The 17,988-nt window shown below is 63.9% G+C and carries 20 protein-coding genes; 14 read left to right on the top strand and 6 right to left on the bottom strand.

The features are described from left to right. The coding region (locus tag EN964_RS05350; RefSeq protein WP_127276226.1) for an SDR family NAD(P)-dependent oxidoreductase at positions 1-190 on the bottom strand (190 nt) is incomplete at its 3' end. 197 nt (positions 191-387) lie between these two features. Between EN964_RS05350 and EN964_RS05345 the strand changes: the two genes are divergently transcribed. From EN964_RS05345 to EN964_RS05305, 9 genes are all read left to right on the top strand, one after another. Further along, positions 388-1,128 (top strand): hypothetical protein, encoded by a 741-nt coding sequence (locus EN964_RS05345; RefSeq protein ID WP_127270059.1) that lies wholly within the window; start codon positions 388-390, stop codon positions 1,126-1,128. Between the two features lie 141 nt (positions 1,129-1,269). Further along, complete coding sequence (locus EN964_RS05340; RefSeq protein WP_127270057.1) at positions 1,270-2,523, top strand: sarcosine oxidase subunit beta; 1,254 nt, start codon at positions 1,270-1,272, stop codon at positions 2,521-2,523. Further along, positions 2,523-2,963, top strand: a complete 441-nt coding sequence (locus tag EN964_RS05335) for a hypothetical protein (protein ID WP_127270055.1) — start codon at positions 2,523-2,525, stop codon at positions 2,961-2,963. The genes EN964_RS05340 and EN964_RS05335 overlap by 1 nt, the downstream gene beginning before the upstream one ends. An 11-nt stretch (positions 2,964-2,974) precedes the next feature. Further along, positions 2,975-3,271, top strand: coding sequence for a sarcosine oxidase subunit delta (locus EN964_RS05330; protein WP_127270054.1), 297 nt, complete (start codon positions 2,975-2,977; stop codon positions 3,269-3,271). Next, positions 3,268-6,261, top strand: coding sequence for a sarcosine oxidase subunit alpha (locus EN964_RS05325; protein WP_127271392.1), 2,994 nt, complete (start codon positions 3,268-3,270; stop codon positions 6,259-6,261). The genes EN964_RS05330 and EN964_RS05325 overlap by 4 nt, the downstream gene beginning before the upstream one ends. Next, entirely contained in the window at positions 6,254-6,838 is a 585-nt protein-coding gene (locus EN964_RS05320; protein WP_127271189.1) for a sarcosine oxidase subunit gamma, read from the top strand. The genes EN964_RS05325 and EN964_RS05320 overlap by 8 nt, the downstream gene beginning before the upstream one ends. Positions 6,839-6,897: 59 nt before the next feature. Further along, positions 6,898-7,128: a hypothetical protein gene (locus EN964_RS05315; protein ID WP_127271190.1), complete on the top strand. Its 231-nt coding sequence runs from the start codon at positions 6,898-6,900 to the stop codon at positions 7,126-7,128. A 78-nt stretch (positions 7,129-7,206) separates the two neighbouring features. After that, a complete protein-coding gene (locus tag EN964_RS05310; RefSeq protein ID WP_127271192.1) occupies positions 7,207-7,992 on the top strand; it encodes a ThuA domain-containing protein in 786 nt (261 codons plus the stop codon). A gap of 48 nt (positions 7,993-8,040) precedes the next feature. Continuing rightward, positions 8,041-9,090, top strand: a complete 1,050-nt coding sequence (locus tag EN964_RS05305) for a Gfo/Idh/MocA family protein (protein WP_127271394.1) — start codon at positions 8,041-8,043, stop codon at positions 9,088-9,090. Positions 9,091-9,132: 42 nt separating this feature from the next. Here the strand turns inward: EN964_RS05305 and EN964_RS05300 are convergent, their stop codons facing one another. From EN964_RS05300 to EN964_RS05275, 5 genes are all read right to left on the bottom strand, one after another. Next, entirely contained in the window at positions 9,133-9,381 is a 249-nt protein-coding gene (locus EN964_RS05300; RefSeq protein ID WP_127268964.1) for a DUF680 domain-containing protein, read from the bottom strand. A 191-nt stretch (positions 9,382-9,572) separates the two neighbouring features. Then, on the bottom strand, positions 9,573-10,211 hold the full coding sequence (locus tag EN964_RS05295; RefSeq protein ID WP_127268963.1) for a TetR/AcrR family transcriptional regulator: 639 nt from the start codon (positions 10,209-10,211) through the stop codon (positions 9,573-9,575). Positions 10,212-10,375: 164 nt separating this feature from the next. Next, positions 10,376-11,407 (bottom strand): phosphotransferase family protein, encoded by a 1,032-nt coding sequence (locus tag EN964_RS05285; RefSeq protein ID WP_127268961.1) that lies wholly within the window; start codon positions 11,405-11,407, stop codon positions 10,376-10,378. Further along, on the bottom strand, positions 11,404-11,889 hold the full coding sequence (locus EN964_RS05280) for a MaoC family dehydratase (protein ID WP_023810115.1): 486 nt from the start codon (positions 11,887-11,889) through the stop codon (positions 11,404-11,406). Before EN964_RS05280 ends, EN964_RS05285 begins: the two co-directional genes overlap by 4 nt. Before the next feature lie 39 nt (positions 11,890-11,928). Then, positions 11,929-12,744, bottom strand: coding sequence for an SDR family oxidoreductase (locus EN964_RS05275; RefSeq protein WP_127268960.1), 816 nt, complete (start codon positions 12,742-12,744; stop codon positions 11,929-11,931). Between the two features lie 115 nt (positions 12,745-12,859). On the opposite strand from EN964_RS05275, the gene EN964_RS05270 reads away from it, so the two are divergent. The 5 genes from EN964_RS05270 to EN964_RS05250 all read left to right on the top strand — a co-directional run. Next, positions 12,860-14,101, top strand: coding sequence for an acyl-CoA dehydrogenase family protein (locus EN964_RS05270; protein ID WP_127268959.1), 1,242 nt, complete (start codon positions 12,860-12,862; stop codon positions 14,099-14,101). Between the two features lie 52 nt (positions 14,102-14,153). Next, complete coding sequence (locus EN964_RS05265; protein WP_127271398.1) at positions 14,154-15,191, top strand: zinc-binding dehydrogenase; 1,038 nt, start codon at positions 14,154-14,156, stop codon at positions 15,189-15,191. A 215-nt stretch (positions 15,192-15,406) separates the two neighbouring features. Beyond that, on the top strand, positions 15,407-16,570 hold the full coding sequence (locus EN964_RS05260) for a glycosyltransferase 87 family protein (protein WP_127269057.1): 1,164 nt from the start codon (positions 15,407-15,409) through the stop codon (positions 16,568-16,570). Beyond that, positions 16,563-17,552 (top strand): glycosyltransferase family 2 protein, encoded by a 990-nt coding sequence (locus EN964_RS05255; protein ID WP_127269058.1) that lies wholly within the window; start codon positions 16,563-16,565, stop codon positions 17,550-17,552. The genes EN964_RS05260 and EN964_RS05255 overlap by 8 nt, the downstream gene beginning before the upstream one ends. After that, positions 17,549-17,988 (top strand): ChbG/HpnK family deacetylase (locus tag EN964_RS05250; RefSeq protein WP_127276220.1); only part of this gene is annotated, 440 nt, incomplete at its 3' end. The genes EN964_RS05255 and EN964_RS05250, both read left to right, overlap by 4 nt.

Raw genomic sequence — 17,988 nt, 5'->3', positions numbered from 1 at the left:
CATCGCCGGCAAGCGCGATGGCGATGCCGTCGGCGTCCGCGATTTCGGCGACAAGCGCATCGAGTTCGGCCTGGCGGCGGGCGGCAACGATGACCTTGGCGCCTTCCTCGGCAAAGAGTTTTGCCGTGGCGCGTCCGATGCCGGAACTGGCGCCGGTGACGATGGCGACCTTGTTGGCGAGTGCGAACATTTCTGCATCCTTGTTATTTGGGCCGGCTTCACTGGCAGTTGGGATGCTTGGTCGCAGATCGAGGCAACGCGAGCCACCCGATACGTGCGAAGCCATCGGCGACGATTTCTTGACGTCGGATGGACACCGGGGTACCAAGACGCCATTCAACCTTGCGGGTGGATGCGCCACCCATTCCAATGACCCCCCAAGACATAATGAGCAAGTTGTTGGCCTCCGGCTTCGAGGGCAACAGCAAGCTGACGTTCGCTCTCCAATCGGAATTTCATAAGGGCTTTCCGCTCGAAAACCTTCGGCCGCTGCTGACGTCCGACAACCTTCATACGCAGGCCGCCGCGGCTTTTTTGACGGCTGAAGCCAGTTCCCGGATAGGTTACAAGATGAATTGCGTTGTCGCAGAGATAGCCGATCTGCTCGACAGTCAGGTCTCAGGCATCCGGTTCGACGCAATCGAGGCACTTCTGGGATGCACGACGCCGGCCGATGGAGCCATTCTTGGCCGCGTGATGCTGCGGCTGGATGACGAACATGCCGGCGTTCGATGGAGGGTGGTCCAGTTCATCTGTCTTGCGGAGCGCTGGCAGCTAAAGCTTGCGGTGGAAAATGCCGCCGCCCTGCGTCCGGACTCGGCTTTCAAGACACTGGTCAATGCTTATGGTCACTATTTCATGCCGAGCTCCAAGGACCTGCGACAGTTGCTTGAGCATGCGGATCCGGTGTTGCGGCGCTTTGCGGCGGCAGTAGCTATCAGGCCGCGCGAGGTGATCGTCGAGCGTTTCGTGGCCATGGCGGAGCAGTCGGACGATGCGGAAATTCGTAAAATCGCCGCCGATTGCCGCCAAGGTTATTTGCGGCCGACCTATGCAATCGGACCGTCCATCGTGAAGCGTGTCTCGTCTGAACCAGCAAAAGGCGAAGCTCAAAACGGCGGCCGTTGAAGGCGCGGCGCAAAACGGCAAGCGCCGTCGCAAACAGCGCAAGGGTGGAAGCGCTGTTTCGCTAGTGATACACCTCGCGCGCCGGGACCGAATGAACGCCGGCCGCCATTCGCGAAGCCTTTTTGGGGCGAGGTTGGGACGTTGAAGAAATATTCGGTATTCGCCATCGCCCGTGAAGCCATGCGCGGTCACAAGGGCTGGGAGGAACAGTGGTCCTCGCCTGAGCCCAGGAAAGAATACGACGTCATCATCGTCGGCGCCGGCGGCCATGGCCTGGCCACCGCCTATTACCTCGCCACCGTGCACGGCATCACCAATGTCGCGGTGCTGGAAAAGGGCTGGCTCGGCGGCGGCAACACCGGCCGCAACACCACCATCATCCGTTCCAACTATCTCTATGACGAGAGCGCCGGCATCTACGACCATGCGCTGAAGCTGTGGGATGGCTTGAGCCAGGAACTCAACTACAACGTCATGTATTCGGCGCGCGGCGTCATGATGCTCGCCCACAATGTGCACGACGTCCAGGTGCTGAAGCGCCACGTGCACGCCAACCGGCTGAACGGCATCGACAATGAATGGCTGACGCCGGAGCAGGCGAAGGAATTCTGCCCACCGCTCAACACCTCCAGGGATGCGCGCTATCCGGTGGTCGGTGCGTCGCTGCAGCGTCGCGGCGGCACGGCGCGGCATGATGCGGTTGCCTGGGGCTATGCGCGCGGCGCCTCGGCGCGCGGCGTCCACATCATCCAGAATTGCGAGGTGACCGGGGTCAAGCGGGCGCCAAATGGCGCTGTTATGGGCGTCGACACGACGCGCGGCTTCATCGGCGCCAAGAAGGTCGGCGTCGTTGCCGCCGGCCATTCCTCCGTCATCATGAACATGGCAGGCGTGCGCATGCCGCTGGAAAGTTATCCGCTGCAGGCGCTGGTGTCGGAACCGGTCAAGCCGGTGGTGCCCTGCGTGGTGATGTCGAACACGGTGCACGCCTATATCTCGCAGTCCGACAAGGGCGAGCTGGTGATCGGCGCCGGCACCGACCAGTATGTCTCCTATTCGCAGACCGGCGGCTTGCACATATTGCAACATACGCTCGACGCCATCTGCGAGATGTTCCCGATCTTCACGCGCATGAAGATGCTGCGCTCGTGGGGCGGCATTGTCGACGTCACGCCCGACCGCTCGCCGATCCTGGCCAAGACGCCGGTGCCGGGCCTCTATGTCAATTGCGGCTGGGGCACGGGCGGCTTCAAGGCAACGCCGGGTTCGGGCCATGTCTTTGCCCACACCATCGCCAAAGACGATCCGCATCCGATCAACGCGCCCTTCACCATCGAACGCTTCCGCACCGGACGGCTCATCGACGAGGCGGCGGCGGCGGCGGTGGCGCACTGATGATGGCTGAGATGGCTGTCGCGATGCCGCTGATGCTGGCGGGGGAGCAAGTGCTGGCGGGAGAACGGGGCATGTTCCATTTTCCCTCGCCGGATGAAGTGCGCACGCAGCCGATCAGCCGTGCCGGCAACGAAGCCGGCTGGCCGTTTTCGGTCGATGACGGCACGTTGGCCTGCGTCTGGAGCGGCGGCCAGAGGGTGGTGATGTTCTTCGAGGGACGACCCGAAGGGCTCGAAGAAGACGAGACATTCCAGCCGCGTCAAGTCATCGTCACAACCGATCCGATGCAGCTCACCCTCGGCAACATGGCGTCCCGCGATCTGTTTCGTCCCGCTGCAAGCGTGGAAGAGCGCATCCGGCTCGTCGCACCGTTCGCGACCCTGGGACAGAAGCTTTGCGATCAACCGGCGGGCGCCCGCGTCGGCCACGGCGAATTGTAGGAACGAACCAAATGCTTCTCATCCGCTGCCCCTATTGCGAGGAAGAGCGTCCGGAACTCGAGTTCCGCAACGCCGGCGAGGCGCACATCGCGCGCTCGGCCAATATGGCCGGCGAGAGCGACGACGATTTTGAAAAGTTCTTCTTCATCCGCTCCAACCCCAAGGGCATCATTTATGAGCGCTGGCGGCACATGCATGGCTGTGCGCGCTTCTTCAATGCCGTACGCGACACCGTCACCGACAAATTCGTCATGACCTACAAGGCCGGCGAGCGGAAGCCGTCGAAGCTCCCGGGAGTTGCCAAATGAGCGGCGCGTTCCGCATTCCCGGCGCTGGCCGCTTCAGCCAAGCCAAGACCGCGCGGTTCAGCTTCGATGGCCGGTCCTATGCCGGCATCGAGGGCGACACGCTGGCCTCGGCGCTGCTCGCCAATGGCGTCCATCTCGTCGGCCGTTCGTTCAAGTACCACCGTCCGCGCGGCATCCTGTCGGCGGGCGCCGAGGAGCCGAACGCCCTGGTCGAAATCAAGCGCGACGCGGCACGCAAGACGCCGAACGTGCGGGCGACCGTGCAGGAGCTCTATGACGGGCTTGATGCGCAGTCGCAGAACCGCTGGCCGTCACTGTCCTTCGACCTCGGTGCGGTCAGCGATATCGCCTCACCGCTGCTTTCGGCCGGCTTCTACTACAAGACCTTCATGTGGCCGAAAGCGGCGTGGAAGAGGCTCTACGAGCCAAAGATCCGCGCCGCGGCCGGTCTTGGCGTTTCCCCGGACCAGCCGGACCCCGACCATTATTCATCGCGCTACGCGCATTGCGACGTGCTGGTGCTGGGCGGCGGTGCGGCAGGCATCGCGGCAGCGCTTGCGTCGGCCGAGACCGGCGTGCGCGTCATCCTCGCCGACGAGCAGGCCGAGTTCGGCGGCAGCCTGCGTTTCGAGAGCGGCGCGAAAATCGACGGCCAGGACGGTTTTGCCTGGGCGCAAGCTGCCGTGGCGAAGCTCGCCGCAATGGACAATGTCCGCGTGCTGTCGCGAACGACGGCGTTCGGCTACTATGCGCAGAATTTTGTGGGGCTGGTCGAGCGTGTCAGCGAGCATCTGAGGACCCCCGGCCACGATCTGGCGCGCGAGCGGCTGTGGCAGGTCCGGGCCAAGCGCGTGGTGCTGGCCTCGGGCGCGATCGAGCGCCACATGGTGTTTGCCGACAATGACCGGCCGGGCATCATGCTGGCGGGTGCCGCGCGCACCTATCTCAACCACTATGGCGTCGCGGTCGGCAGGAATGTCGGCGTCTACACCGCCAATGATTCTGCTTACGCGGCGGCGATCGACCTGAAGAAGGCCGGCGTCAACGTGGCGGCGATCGTCGATCTGCGCGAAAATCCGACCGGACCGGTGATCGACGAGGCGAGGGCGCTCGGCATCGAGATCAATTTCGGCCGCGCGGTGATCCGCGCTGGCGGTAAGCTCAGGGTGTCGTCGATGACCGTGCAGCCGAAGAATGGCGGCGGCGAACGCACCATCGCGGTCGATGCGATCCTGATGTCGGCCGGCTGGACGCCGTCGGTGCATCTGTTCTCGCAGTCGCGCGGAAAGGTCGCCTTCAACGACGAGACCAAGCGCTTCGTGCCGGGCACCTATGCGCAGGACTGCGTCTCGGTGGGCGCCTGCAACGGCACCGACGGGCTGTCGGCGACGGTGGACGAGGCCTATGCGGCGGGCGCCAAGGCGGCGAAAGATGCCGGCGCCAAAGCCGCCAAGAGCAGTAAGCCGAAGGTCGATGCGTCGGAGAGCTGGTCGCGCGGTATGTTGGGCGCGGCGCCCGGCGCCGGGCCGGACACGACTGTGAAGGCGTTTGTCGATTTCCAGAACGACGTCACCGCCAAGGATATCCGCCAGGCGGTGCACGAAGGCATGCGCTCGATCGAGCACGTCAAGCGCTTCACCACCAACGGCATGGCGACCGACCAGGGCAAGACCTCCAACATGCACGGCCTGGCGATTGCCGCCGAGACGCTGGGAAAGCCGATCCCGGAGGTCGGCCTGACCACGTTCCGTGCGCCCTATACGCCGGTCACCTTCGGCGCGATCGTCAGCCATGCGCGCGGTCCGCTGTTCGACCCGACGCGCAGAACCGCGATCCATCCCTGGGCCGAGGCGCAAGGTGCCGTGTTCGAGGATGTCGGCCAGTGGAAGCGCGCCTGGTATTTCCCCAAGGCGGGCGAGGACATGCATGCCGCGGTCGACCGCGAATGCGTCGCGGTGCGCAAGACGGCGGGCCTGTTCGATGCCTCTACGCTGGGCAAGATCGAGGTGGTTGGGCCGGATGCGGCCAAGTTCATGGAACTGCTCTACACCAACCCATGGGAGAAGCTGGAACCCGGCCGCTGCCGCTACGGCATCATGCTGCGCGAGGACGGCTTCATCTATGACGACGGCGTCGTCGGCAGGCTGGCCCCCGACCGTTTCCACGTGACGACGACGACCGGCGGCGCGCCGCGCGTCATGAACCACATGGAGGATTATCTCCAGACCGAGTTCCCGCATCTCAATGTCTGGCTGACCTCGATCACCGAGCAGTGGGCTGTCATCGCCGTGCAAGGGCCGAGCGCGCGGAAGATCATAGAGCCCTTGGTCGAAGGCATCGACATGTCCGACGAGGCGCTGCCGCATATGTCGGTGCGTGAAGGCAAGATCTGCGGCGTGCCGACGCGGTTGTTTCGCATGTCGTTCACCGGCGAGCGCGGCTTCGAGGTCAATGTGCCGGCCGACTATGGCCAGGCGGTCTGGGAAGCCCTGTGGGCCGAGGGCCAGAAGCATGGTGCGGCCGCCTACGGCACCGAGGCGATGCACGTGCTGCGCGCCGAAAAAGGCTACATCATCGTCGGCCAGGACACGGATGGCACGGTAACGCCGAACGACGCCGGGCTCGACTGGGCGGTCGGCAAGAAGAAGACCGATTTCGTCGGCATCCGCGGCCTGACGCGGCCGGATCTGGTCGCCAAGGGCCGCAAGCAGCTGGTCGGCCTCAAGACCAGGGACCCCAAAGTGGTGCTGGAAGAAGGCGCGCAGGTCGTCGAGGATCCCAAGCAGGCGATCCCGATGAAGATGATCGGCCATGTCAGCTCGAGCTATTGGTCGGAAAATTGCGGCCGCTCGATCGCATTGGCGCTGGTCGCCGGCGGCCGCGACCGGATGGGCGAGACCCTCTATGTGCCGATGCCGAATGGGGTGATCGAAGTGGAGGTTACCGGCATGGTATTCTTCGACGAGACGGGAGGGCGCCTCAATGGCTAAGGCCGCTGCAAGGAAGACGGCTCCGGCCGCATCGCCTTCGGTCGAACGCCGTCCGGCGCTGGCTGGGCGCAGCACCACTGCCGCCGCCGTCAAGGTCGAGGTGCTGCCGTCGGCCGAGCGCGTTTCACTGCGTGCGCCGGAGGCTTCGGCCGCAGCGCTTTCGAAGGCGCTCGGCGTGACCTTGCCGAACAAGCCGAAAACCTCTGCCGCGAAGGGCGGGCGCACCGTCTTGTGGCTCGGTCCCGACGAATGGCTTGTGATCGATGAGGCCGGCAACGATCCGCTCGCCGATTGCGCCAAAGTATCCGCGCTGCATTCGGCGGTCGGCGTCTCGCATCGCAACATCGCGATATCGGTGACGGGCCCTGGGGCAGCGGCGACGATCAATGCTGGCTGCCCGCAGGACCTGTCGCTCGACGCCTTCCCGGTGGGCGCAGCGTCGCGCACCATCCTGGGCAAGACCGAGATCGTGCTGCTGCGCACAGCCGCCGATGCCTTCCGGGTCGAATGCTGGCGTTCCTTCTCGGACTATGTCTTTACTTTCCTGTCCGAGGGATCGCGCGACGCTGCGGTCTGAACTCGGAACGTTTTGCAGGGCACGCTCGTTCTGCATCCGCACGCCGAGGGAGAATGCCGATGCCGTCGAATTCCGCACCGAAGTCGCCGGTCATAAAGACATCGGCCGTCCGCTCGCTCGAACATGAGCGACATGAAGCCCCGAGCGCCGAAGAGGAACTCGAGGAAGGCCTCGAAGACACGTTCCCGGCCAGCGATCCGATATCCATTACCGGAACCGCCATCCCCGGCGCCCCGGCGAAACCGGGCACGGCCAAGACCGTGCCGGGGCGCAAGAAGCGCAAGACGTAGTATTCCATCGGGCCAGGCGGCATCGGCACCTTCTCAATCCCTTTTGACATGCTATTTAAAGCGCTTTGGGAGATGAAAATGCCGACAAAAGCGATCGTTTGGGGCGAGAATGTCCACGAGCAGACCAATGAAGCCGTGCGCGACCTCTATCCCTTGGGCATGCATGGCACCATTGCCGCCGCCCTCAACCAGGACAAGGGCATCGAGGCGACCACCGCCACCTTGCAGGAGCCCGAGCACGGCCTGAGCGAAAAGCGCCTGGCGGCCACCGACGTGCTTTTGTGGTGGGGCCACGCGGCGCATGGCGAGGTCAAGGACGAGATCGTCGAGCGGGTGCAGAAGCGGGTGTGGGAAGGGATGGGCTTGATCGTGCTTCATTCCGGCCACTACTCGAAGATATTCAAGCGGCTGATGGGCACGCCCTGTTCGCTGAAATGGCGCGAGGCGGGCGAGCGCGAGCGCGTCTGGGCGATCAACCGCGGCCACCCGATCGCGCAAGGCATCGGCGAGTGCCTGGAGATCGGCGAGACCGAAATGTATGGCGAGCCCTTCGCCGTGCCGGAGCCGCTGGAGACGGTGTTCGTCTCCTGGTACGAGGGTGGCGAGGTGTTCCGGTCCGGGCTGACCTACCAGCGCGGCGCGGGACGGATCTTCTACTTCTCGCCCGGCCACGAGACCTATCCGATCTATCACAATGAGGGCGTGCAGCAGGTGCTGCGCAACGCCGTGCACTGGGCGCACAACCCGGCGCCGGCATGGTCCGGCATCACCAATGCGTCGAACGTGCCGACGGATGCGGCCAAGGAGAAGATCGTGCAGAAGGGGCTGCGCCTGCATGCCGACGGCGACAAGGGCCTGAGTTGATTCGGGCCTGAGCTGATTGGGGTGTGAGGTGGCTGGGGGCCTGAACTGATGCATCGAATTCTTCTGCTCGGCACCGGCGGCATCGCCGGACATCATGTCGATGAGTTTGCCGGGATTCCCGGCTGCAGCATCGTCGCTTGCGTCGATCAGGTGCCTGGCCGCGCGGCGGCGTTTGCCGCCGTCAGCAAGATCGGCGAATCTTTCGAGAGCCTGGAGGCGGCGATCGCCTGCGGTCAGTTCGATGCCGCCATCAACGCGACGCCGGATGGTGCGCATATGGCAACGACGCTGGCGCTGCTTGCCCAGGGAAAGCATGTGTTTTGCGAAAAGCCGCTGGCGCCGAACCACGCCGACGCGCTTGATATGACCGAAGCGGCCGAGGCTGCAGGGGTGGTCAACATGGTCAACCTGACCTATCGCAACTCACCGGCGATCCATGAAGCGCGGCGCATGGTGCTGGCCGGCGAGATCGGCGTGTTGCGCCATGTCGAGGCAAGCTACCGGCAAAGCTGGCTGGTCAGCCAGTCGTGGGGCGACTGGCGGGTCGAGGACAAATGGCTCTGGCGCTTGTCGAGCCGGCACGGTTCGACCGGTGTGCTGGGCGATGTCGGCATCCATATCCTGGACTTCGCCACCTATGGCGCCGGCCAGGATATCGTCAGCCTGCATGCCGATCTGGTGACGTTTCCGAAGGCCGAGGGCGAGCGCATCGGCGACTATGTGCTGGACGCCAATGACAGCGTGGCAATGACGGCGCGGCTCAGTTCCGGTGCGCTCGCTACGATCGTGGCGAGCCGCTACATGACCGGCCACGCCAACGATCTGTCGCTGGCCCTGCACGGCACCAAGGGCGCCATCAGGGTCGAAACCGACGGCAAGGCATCGAACCTGTCGGCCTGTCTCGGCGGCGATGTCGATCTTCAGCGCTGGCAGATCTTGGCGCTGCCCAGTGTCAAGCGCAATGCGCGACGCTTTGCCGATGCGCTGGATACAGGCCGGAATGGCGATCCGTCGTTCCGGCGTGCCGCGGACATGCAAAAGCTGATCGACGCGGCCTTCGAGAGTTCAGCGGCGAAGCTGCCGGTTTCGGTCGGCTGAAGCTGGCCGGCTTGTGCCGGCCAGACGCGATCTTTGCTGATGTCAAAATGCGCTTGGTACAATCCACGGATTGATGCTGATGCCGAGCCGCGGGCCCTTGCCTTCAGCGGTATTTTGCGTGGCACCCTTCTTCTCGACCGAACCGGTCGAAGCGCAATCGAGCTTCACGTTGGTCCTGGTGTCAACGCAGGCCGCCACCGGCGCATGCTTGACGGGATGGGTGGTGTTGGCGGCGAAGGCCGAGCCCGAAAGTGCCAGCACGGCGGCGAGGGTGAGGAGTGTCTTTTTCATTGTCAGTCTCCGGTTTCCGGGTCGAATTCAATTCGTACCGACGGGTGAATTTCTCTCGTACATGTACGATACGCTGTACATATACGCCCGTCGATCGCGAAGTTCAAGGAAAACCGTACGCGTACAATAAATTTTTGTTAACCAAGAACCCCCAGGTCTGGAGGGGAATACACAAAACCAGGAAACGGCGTTCAGCAGTTGACCGGTGTCTCGGTCAGCGGCGGGACGTTTTGCGTGCTGAGCGTGGCGAGCGTGAAATCGCACATCCGCTTCACGAAGGCCTGCGGATCGCCGAAGGGGTAGAACGGAAAGGTGATGAGCAGCGAGATCGTGCCGTGGCCGACCGCCCACAGCATGGTGGCGATGGCGCGCGGATCGCCCTGCAATTTGCCGGCGGCGACGCAGGCCTCGACCCTGCTGATCAGCACCTTCATAGCAGGGTTGCTCTCCTCCATTTCATTGTAGCCTTCCGGCAGCTTGGTCTTTTCGGTCATGAACACGGTGCGGTATTCGTTGGGATTGCCGAGTCCGAAAGCGGCATATTCGGTCATCACCGCCTGCAAGGCCTCGATCGGATCATCGGATGGATGCTCCTCGATGCGGCGGGCCAGCGTCTCGAACGCATCCTCGGCCAGAGCGAACAGGATGTCCTGCTTGTCGGCGAAGTAGGAATAGACAGACATCGGGGCGTAGCCGACCCGCTTGGCCAATTTGCGGATGGTCAGGCCTTCATAGCCTTCTTCCTGGACGAGCTTGTGCGCGGCCTCGACAAGTTCGGAGCGCAGTTCGGCCTTTTGCTTCTCGCGGCGTGTCTGGACGCTCTGCGGCAAGATCTGGTGCCTTTGGTTGGTTGGTGGCTGGCTAAATTATATACGCTGTACGGAAACGGACAAGGGCACGGGAAGTTCCCAAGCGGTATGCTTCGGATCGTGCCGACGCTTGTCGAGGTTGGCGGCACCCGTGATCAGCACCTTTGCTCCGTCAAAGCGGCCCATCACGCCTCCTTGTCGATCAGCTTCGCGGCAAGGCGCGAAAGCAGCTTTACCGCCTCGCCATAGGTCCGGGCCTTTTCCGGATTGGAGGCGTTGCCGTCCAGCGCCCGCTTGTAGACGCCCTGGCAAATCGCGGCCAGCCGGAAGAAGGAAAAGGCGAGGTAGAACGTCCAGTTGCCGATACCGGTGAGCCCGCGCCGCCGGCAGTAGGCGGCGACGTAGTCCTCCTCGGAGGGCAGGCCGAGTGCGGAACGGTCGACACCGCCCAGGCCGCGAAAGCCGGAAGCGTGCGGCAGCCGCCATTGCATGCATTGATAGGCGATATCGGCGAAGGGGTGGCCTGATGTCGACAATTCCCAGTCGAGCACCGCCAGCACCTTCGGCCGGTCCGGCGCGAAGATCAGATTGTCCAGCCGGTAGTCGCCATGCACCAACGAGATCCGGCCGTCATCGGCGGGCATACGCGTTTCCAACCAGGCAATCAGCCGGTCCATGTCGGCGACTGCGTCAGTCTCCGAGGCGCGGTACTGGCTGGTCCAGCGCGCCAGCTGGCGCTCGAAATAATTTCCCGGCCGCCCGAAATCGCCGAGCCCCACTGTCCCGACATCGATCTCGTGCAGCGCCGCGAGGGTTTCGTTCATGGCATCATATATGGCGGCGCGTTCTTCGTTGTCGCCTGCCTCCGGCAGGGCCGGATCCCAGAAAATGCGGCCGTCGAGGAAATCCATCACGTAGAACATGCGGCCGATGGGCGAGTCTTCCGCCGACAGATGCAGCATGGCAGGCACGGGCACGGCGGTGCCGGCAAGCGCGCTCATCACCCTGAATTCGCGGTCGACCTGATGCGCCGATTTCAGCAATTGCCCCGGCGGCTTGGCGCGCAGCACGTAACGGCCGCTTGCCGCCGTCAAAAGGTAGGTCGGGTTCGATTGGCCGGATTTGAACTTCTCGACTGCCGCAAGTCCGGAAAAGCCCGGTATGTTCGCCTCGAGATAAGGCGCAAGCGCTGCCTGGTCGAGAACGGGATCACTCATGCCGTCTCGGGCTGGCGTTCGATCAAGGTCAGCGTCAGCCAGCGCGCGGTCAGTGCCGGCTTCTTCGAACCCTCGATCTCGATCGTCACGTCATGCGCGGTCTGCACCCAGCCCGACGGCCGAACCTTGACATCGGCCAGCACGAAACGCGTGCGGATGCGCGCGCCGGTCTTCACCGGCGCCAGGAAGCGCAGCGAATCGAAGCCGTGGTTGACGCCCATCTTGCCGTTTTCCAGCGGCGGCATGGTCTCGAAGGTCATCGCCGACAACAGCGACAGCGACAGGAAGCCGTGCGCGATGGTGCCGCCGAACGGCGTTTCGCGCATGGCCCGCTCCGGATCACAGTGGATGAACTGGTGGTCGTCGGTGGCGTCGGCGAACTGGTCGATCATGCGTTGCGTGACAGCCCGCCATGGCGACACGCCAACCTCCTTGCCGACACTGGCCAGAAGCACATCGAGACTGATCGGTTCCACGCTCATGTCCTCCAGTTCACCCCCGGCTTCTGTGGCCGGAAAATGTCATTCCTTGAACAAGGTCAGCCCATGCTGCACCGACTGTCCGCCGTCTATCGGCAGGATGGCGCCGGTGACATAGCTGCCTGCACGGCTGCACAAATAGAGCGTTGCGCCGGCAATGTCATCCGGCGCGCCGATACGGCCGATCGGAACATGGCTGCCGACGTGCCTGGCCTGCTCATCCGTACTGGTGGCGAATGCCGTCATCCGGCTCTGGAAGGGGCCGGGAGCGAAGGCATTGACGGTGATGCGGCGGCCAGCGAACTCGAGCGCAAGGGTGCGGGTCAGATGATGCACGGCTGCCTTGGACGCGGTGTAGGAATAGGCGTCGTCGGCCAGCGGCTGCGTGCCCATCACCGAACCGAGATTGATCACCCTGGCCGGATCGGCGTCCCTGGCGGCGGCATCGAGCAGCGGCAGCAATTCGCGGGTTAGATGGAAGATCGCGGTGACGTTGACGCCAAACACCTTGGCCCATGCCGAATAGGGGAAGCTTTCCAGCGGCGCGCCCCAGGAGACGCCGGCATTGTTGACCAGAATATGCAATTTCCCGGTCCGGGCTTTGACCTCGGCGACGAGTGCGGCAATGCCGGTTTCGCTGGAGACATCGCCGGCGAAGCCTTCGGCCCGGCCGGATGCGCCAAGCTCGTTCAACTCTTCGGCGACCTTGATGCAATCCTCGCCCTTGCGCGACGCGATCATCACGCTGGCGCCGGCCCTGACCAGCCCGGTCGCCGCCATGCGGCCGATGCCGGTCGCGGCACCCGTCACCAGCGCTGTCTTGCCGGCCACCGAAAACAGCTCGTCCAGATAGCTCATCACAATCCTCCGCGCTCGGCATGCGGGCAAACAGTTCGCGTTGACAAGGCTATCCGAAGTACGGTCATCCTTGCCACTGACAAAATGCCTGGCATGCATGAAGGGTTAGCGACCGATGACGGAGATGAATCTCGGCATGACCGAGCGGCTGAAGCCGATCCACGCGCGCGTCGCGGCCATGGTGCGCGACGAGATCATGCCGCTCGACCATGAATTCCTCAGCGAAGTGGGCAAGACAGGCAACCGCTGGGTCTACAGTGCGCGCCAGAGCGAGATCCTCGAAGGGCTGAAAAAGACCGCACGAGAGCGCGGCCTGTGGAACTTCTGGCTGACCGGCTCGGAACGCGGCTACGGCCTTTCCACCGTCGAATATGCCTATCTGGCCGAAGAGATGGGCAAGGCGCATCTCGGCGCCGAGACCTTCAACTGCTCGGCGCCCGACACCGGCAACATGGAGGTGCTGGAGCGGTACGGCTCGGCCGACCTCAAGAAAGCATGGCTCGAGCCACTGCTCGACGGCAAGATCCGCTCGGCCTATCTGATGACCGAGCCGGATGTCGCTTCGTCCGATGCCACCAACATTGCCATGCGCTGCGAACGTCAGGGCGACGACTATGTGCTCAACGGCGAGAAATGGTGGGCTTCGGGCGCAGGCGATCCGCGCTGCGCCATCTACATCGTCATGGTCAGGACCGGCGGCGATGACGAGCCGCAGCACCGCCGTCATTCGATGATCCTGGTGCCATCGGACACAAAAGGCGTGACCAAGGTGCGGGCAATGCAGGTTTATGGCGATGACGACGCGCCGCACGGCCACATGCATCTTCGCTTCGACAATGTGCGGGTACCGGCGTCGAACCTGATCCTCGGCGAAGGCAGGGGGTTCGAGATCGCGCAAGGGCGGCTCGGCCCCGGCCGCATCCATCACTGCATGCGCGCCATCGGACAGGCCGAGATGGCGCTCGAGATGCTGTGCCAGCGTTCCTTGCGCCGCGAGGCCTTCAGCCAGAAGCTGGCAAAGCTCGGCGCCAATTTCGACATCATCGCCGAATGCCGCATGGAGATCGAAATGGCCCGGCTGCTCTGCCTCAAGGCGGCGTGGATGATCGACCAGGGCGACGCCCGCGCCGCGGCCCCCTGGATCAGCCAGATCAAGGTGGTGGCACCCCGCGTCGCGCTCAAGGTCACCGACGAGGCCGTGCAGATGTTCGGCGCGCAAGGCATCAGCCAGGACACGCCGCTGGCGCGGTCGTGGACGCATCTGCGGACCTTGCGCCTTGCCGACGGGCCGGACGCCGTGCATCGCCGTCAGGTGGCGCGCACCGAGCTGAAGAAATACACGCAGGAAAAGGTCTGAGCGCCGGCATCGTCATCCGGCGATGCCGACAGCCCAAGCACGGAGTGTTCCAATGGCCGTCCCCTCCGAAATGAAGGCGCTGCTGCTGGTCGGCGACGGCTACACCAGGACGCCGAGCGGCAGTGTGCTGGAGGCGATGGAGCCGTATCTCGAGCCGGGCAACATCGCGGTGCCGACACCCGGACCGACGCAGGTGTTGATCAAGGTCAACCTCGCCTCGATCAACCCCTCCGACATCGCCTTCGTCAAGGGCCAGTACGGCCAGCCGCGCGCCAAGGGACAGCCGGCGGGCTTCGAGGGCGTCGGCATTGTCGTCGCCAGCGGGGACGAACCCTATCCAAAAGGCCTGATCGGCAAGCGTGTCGCTTTTGCCACGGGCGTCACCAATTGGGGCTCTTGGGCCGACTATGCCGTAGCCGAGGCCGATGTTTGCATCCCGCTGCTCGACACCGTTCGCGACGAGGATGGCGCGGCGATGATCGTCAACCCGCTCACCGCGCTCGCCATGTTCGACGTCGTCAAGAAGGAAGGCGGAAAGGCCTTTATGATGACCGCCGGCGCCAGCCAGCTCTGCAAGCTGATCATTGGCCTGGCCAACGGAGAGGGCTTCCGGCCGATCGTCACCGTGCGCCGCGACGACCAGATCGCGGCGCTGAAAGCGCTCGGCGCGGCGCACGTCCTCAACGAAAAGGCGCCGGATTTCAAGGCGGCGCTACGCGAGGTGGTGAAGGCTGAGCAGCCGCGCATCTTTCTCGACGCGGTGACCGGGCCGCTGGCTTCCGCCATCTTCGACATTATGCCGAAGCGGTCGCGCTGGATCATCTACGGGAAGCTCGATCCCGAAGCCACTGTTATCCGCGAGCCCGGCCAACTGATCTTCCAGCACAAGCGTATCGAAGGTTTTTGGCTGAGCGAGTGGATGCGCCAGTTCCAGGATCGCCGCGGCCCGGCGATCCTGGAAGCGCAGAAGCGTTTTTCCGACGGGCGCTGGTCGACCGACGTGACAGCGGTGGTGCCGCTTGCCGAGGCCATGACGCGGGTGCCGGCGGAACTGGCCAAGCCGAACGGCAAGGTGTTCATCCGGCCTTAGGCCAATTCGAAAGGTTCGAGAAGCTTGGACGCGAGGGGGCCTCGGAGTGCTTTGCGTCAGAGATCGCCGGTTATCCGCCGCCTCGGGACCGTCAGGCCGATACCCGCGTCCATCAAGCCCCCTATGCCATGCCGCTGCGTCCGTGATATGCCGCCGCCATCGAATGCCGGGACAGGCTGGACCGAGCTTGTTCCGGGATTGTGTGGGGTGCCTTGATGACGATTTCCAAGCCGGTTTTCGACCGTTTGGGGTTTGGCCTGTGGATCGGAGCGTTCCTGGTCGTTCTTGCCATGGTCCTGCGGTCGCCGTACACGCGGACGGTATGGAAGGCCTATATAGACGGCAGCGAGGCGCTTCTGGCCGGTCTGCCGCTCTACGACACCCAATCCGAGATGGGGTATCTCTACGCGCCGGCCTTTGCCGCGCTCTACACTCCGATAGTCAAGCTCGGTCCGCATCTGGGCGGCGTGGTGTGGCACTCCCTCGGGTTTGCGGTGCTGACCTATGCCGCGATGCGGCAGGTGCGCAAGCTCGGTGGTGGCGAGTTGATGTGGCTGCTTTCTTTCGGCCTCTTCCTCGCTTTGCCGATGGCGCTCGGCGCGATCCGCAACGGTCAGGCGACGATCCTTTTGACCGCCGCTTGCTGGCTTCTCACATTGTCGGCGCTGGAAGGGCGACGGGCGGAGACGTTCTTCTGGGCTTCGCTTGCCATCATCGCCAAGCCGACCGCGATCATAATGCTGTTGTTGGTAGGAGCCCTTCGGCTTCGGTTGATACCGGTGCTGGTGCTGGCGGTGCTGTTCGTGCTCGCACTGCCTTACGCTTTTGCTCCCGCCGGCTATCTCAACGATCAGTATCGTGTCTTCGCCCAGATGTTGACCTCCATGGCCGTCGACAATACCAGCCATTTCGTGTCCACCGATTTCACGGCACCGTTCACCACGATAGGGCTGCCGATACCGGAATTCGGCGCAACGATCGTGCGCATGGTCATGGCCCTCCTTACGCTTTCAGCCGTCATCTGGTTCGACCGCAGGCTCGAAGGGGGAAAGGCAGCGCTGGCGATCTTCCTGACGGCCACTTTCTACATGTGCGTCTTCAACCCGCGCGTCGAGCCCAACACCTTTGCCATGATCGCGGTACCAGCCGGTCTTGCCATCGCCCTGTTGTGGCGCGAAGAACGAGGCGGCGTCCTCGCCTCGGTGCTGTCGATGACGCTGTTCGTGACCGGGCTGAGCGGCGTCGAGCGCCATGTGCACGATTTCCTCTTCCCCTGGTTCCGGCCGGTGGCCGTCACTTTCATCGCCGGTTCGCTGATCTGGTGGTTCTGGGCCAAGGCACGGGAAAAGGTGGTGAATGCGGGAGTCGCGAATGGCTGAGTTGCGACAGAGCCTCGATATCGTTGCGCCATTCTTCAACGAGGCGGCTTCGGCATCGGCCTTCGCGCGCCTGCTCGGCGAGCTCGAAGCGGCCGTGGCACAGCGCTTCGGCATGACCGTGCACAAGATCCTGGTCGATGACGGCAGCCGTGACGACGGCGCCGGACGATTTTCGCAGGCGCTGACGGGATCGTGGGAGATCGTCCGCCTCAGCCGCAATTTCGGCAAGGAAGTCGCTGTGCTCGCCGGCCTCGACCAGTCGCGCGGCGACATGGTGCTGATCATGGACGCCGACCTCCAGCATTCCCTGGACATCAGCCTGAAGCTGATCGCCGAGCTGGTGAACCATCCCGACATCGACGTCGTCTATGCCCAGAACGACCGCCGCGAGGCGAGTTGGCGGCGCAGCCAGCTTGCACGGCTTTTCTACAGCCTGATCAACAGCAGCCAGCGTTTCGACATTCCTGAAAATGCCGGCGACTTTCGCGTCATGCGCGGCGCCGTGGCGCGCGCACTGACCAGCCTGCGTGACAAGCGTCGCTTCAACAAGGGCCTGTTTGCCTGGGCGGGCTTTCGCCAGAAAGCATTGCCCTATTCGCCGGAAGGCCGCGCCAGTGGCACATCGAAATGGAGCCGGCTCAACCTGATCGCCTTCTCGCTCGAAGGGTTCACCTCGTTCTCCGTCATTCCGCTGCGCCTGATCAGTCTTAGCGGGCTGCTCGCGGCGTTGGCCGGCGCGCTCTATGGTGCAAAGGTGTTCTTCGAGGTGATCTTCTACGGCATTGCCGTTCCGGGCTACCCCAGCCTGCTGGTTGCCGTCGTTCTGCTCGGCGGCCTCAACCTGACCCTGCTTGGCCTGATCGGCGAATATGTCTGGGTGACGCTCAGCGAGAGCAAGGATCGGCCGGTCTATCTCGTGCGCGATGTCGTGCGCAGCGATGCCTCCGCCGACCGGCCGGAGCCGGGCTCTTCGAACAGATGACGCGGCGCATTCGCCTGATCGCCGACGATTACGGCCTGGCGCCTGGCGTTTCCGCCGGGATTCTCGATCTTCTCGATCGGGGGCGCCTGACCGGCACCAGCTGCATGACCGGCTTTCCCGAGTGGGCAAAGGAGGCAGAGCGCATAAAACCGCTGTGCGGCCGGGCTGCGGTTGGGCTGCACCTCACCTTGACCGACCAGTTGGCCGTCACCGGCCGGTCGGCCCTGGCGCCGGAAGGCCGGCTGCCACCGCTCCGCGCACTGGCCTTGCCTGTTCTGCGCGGCCGCATCGGCGCCCGCCATGTCCATGCCGAGCTTGACGCCCAGTACAGCCGCTTCGTCGAGGCGCTTGGCCGCCGCCCCGATTTCGTCGACGGGCATCAGCATGTGCATTTCCTTCCCGTCGTGCGCACATGGCTGTGCGCACGGTTTCCAGA

It is taken from the genome of Mesorhizobium sp. M7A.F.Ca.CA.001.10.2.1, from assembly GCF_003998575.1.
GTDB lineage: Bacteria > Pseudomonadota > Alphaproteobacteria > Rhizobiales > Rhizobiaceae > Mesorhizobium.
Note: the sequence above shows the minus strand (reverse complement) of the source record. Positions and strands in the feature narration are given on the sequence as shown.

Bases quoted from the DNA above. Each gene is read 5' to 3' on its own strand.
- EN964_RS05345 (WP_127270059.1), top strand. From the start codon at position 388: ATGAGCAAGTTGTTGGCCTCCGGCTTCGAGGGCAACAGCAAGCTGACG.
- EN964_RS05335 (WP_127270055.1), top strand. From the start codon at position 2,523: ATGATGGCTGAGATGGCTGTCGCGATGCCGCTGATGCTGGCGGGGGAG.
- EN964_RS05330 (WP_127270054.1), top strand. From the start codon at position 2,975: ATGCTTCTCATCCGCTGCCCCTATTGCGAGGAAGAGCGTCCGGAACTC.
- EN964_RS05325 (WP_127271392.1), top strand. From the start codon at position 3,268: ATGAGCGGCGCGTTCCGCATTCCCGGCGCTGGCCGCTTCAGCCAAGCC.
- EN964_RS05320 (WP_127271189.1), top strand. From the start codon at position 6,254: ATGGCTAAGGCCGCTGCAAGGAAGACGGCTCCGGCCGCATCGCCTTCG.
- EN964_RS05315 (WP_127271190.1), top strand. From the start codon at position 6,898: ATGCCGTCGAATTCCGCACCGAAGTCGCCGGTCATAAAGACATCGGCC.
- EN964_RS05310 (WP_127271192.1), top strand. From the start codon at position 7,207: ATGCCGACAAAAGCGATCGTTTGGGGCGAGAATGTCCACGAGCAGACC.
- EN964_RS05305 (WP_127271394.1), top strand. From the start codon at position 8,041: ATGCATCGAATTCTTCTGCTCGGCACCGGCGGCATCGCCGGACATCAT.
- EN964_RS05300 (WP_127268964.1), bottom strand. From the start codon at position 9,381: ATGAAAAAGACACTCCTCACCCTCGCCGCCGTGCTGGCACTTTCGGGC.
- EN964_RS05285 (WP_127268961.1), bottom strand. From the start codon at position 11,407: ATGAGTGATCCCGTTCTCGACCAGGCAGCGCTTGCGCCTTATCTCGAG.
- EN964_RS05280 (WP_023810115.1), bottom strand. From the start codon at position 11,889: ATGAGCGTGGAACCGATCAGTCTCGATGTGCTTCTGGCCAGTGTCGGC.
- EN964_RS05275 (WP_127268960.1), bottom strand. From the start codon at position 12,744: ATGAGCTATCTGGACGAGCTGTTTTCGGTGGCCGGCAAGACAGCGCTG.
- EN964_RS05270 (WP_127268959.1), top strand. From the start codon at position 12,860: ATGACGGAGATGAATCTCGGCATGACCGAGCGGCTGAAGCCGATCCAC.
- EN964_RS05265 (WP_127271398.1), top strand. From the start codon at position 14,154: ATGGCCGTCCCCTCCGAAATGAAGGCGCTGCTGCTGGTCGGCGACGGC.
- EN964_RS05260 (WP_127269057.1), top strand. From the start codon at position 15,407: ATGACGATTTCCAAGCCGGTTTTCGACCGTTTGGGGTTTGGCCTGTGG.
- EN964_RS05255 (WP_127269058.1), top strand. From the start codon at position 16,563: ATGGCTGAGTTGCGACAGAGCCTCGATATCGTTGCGCCATTCTTCAAC.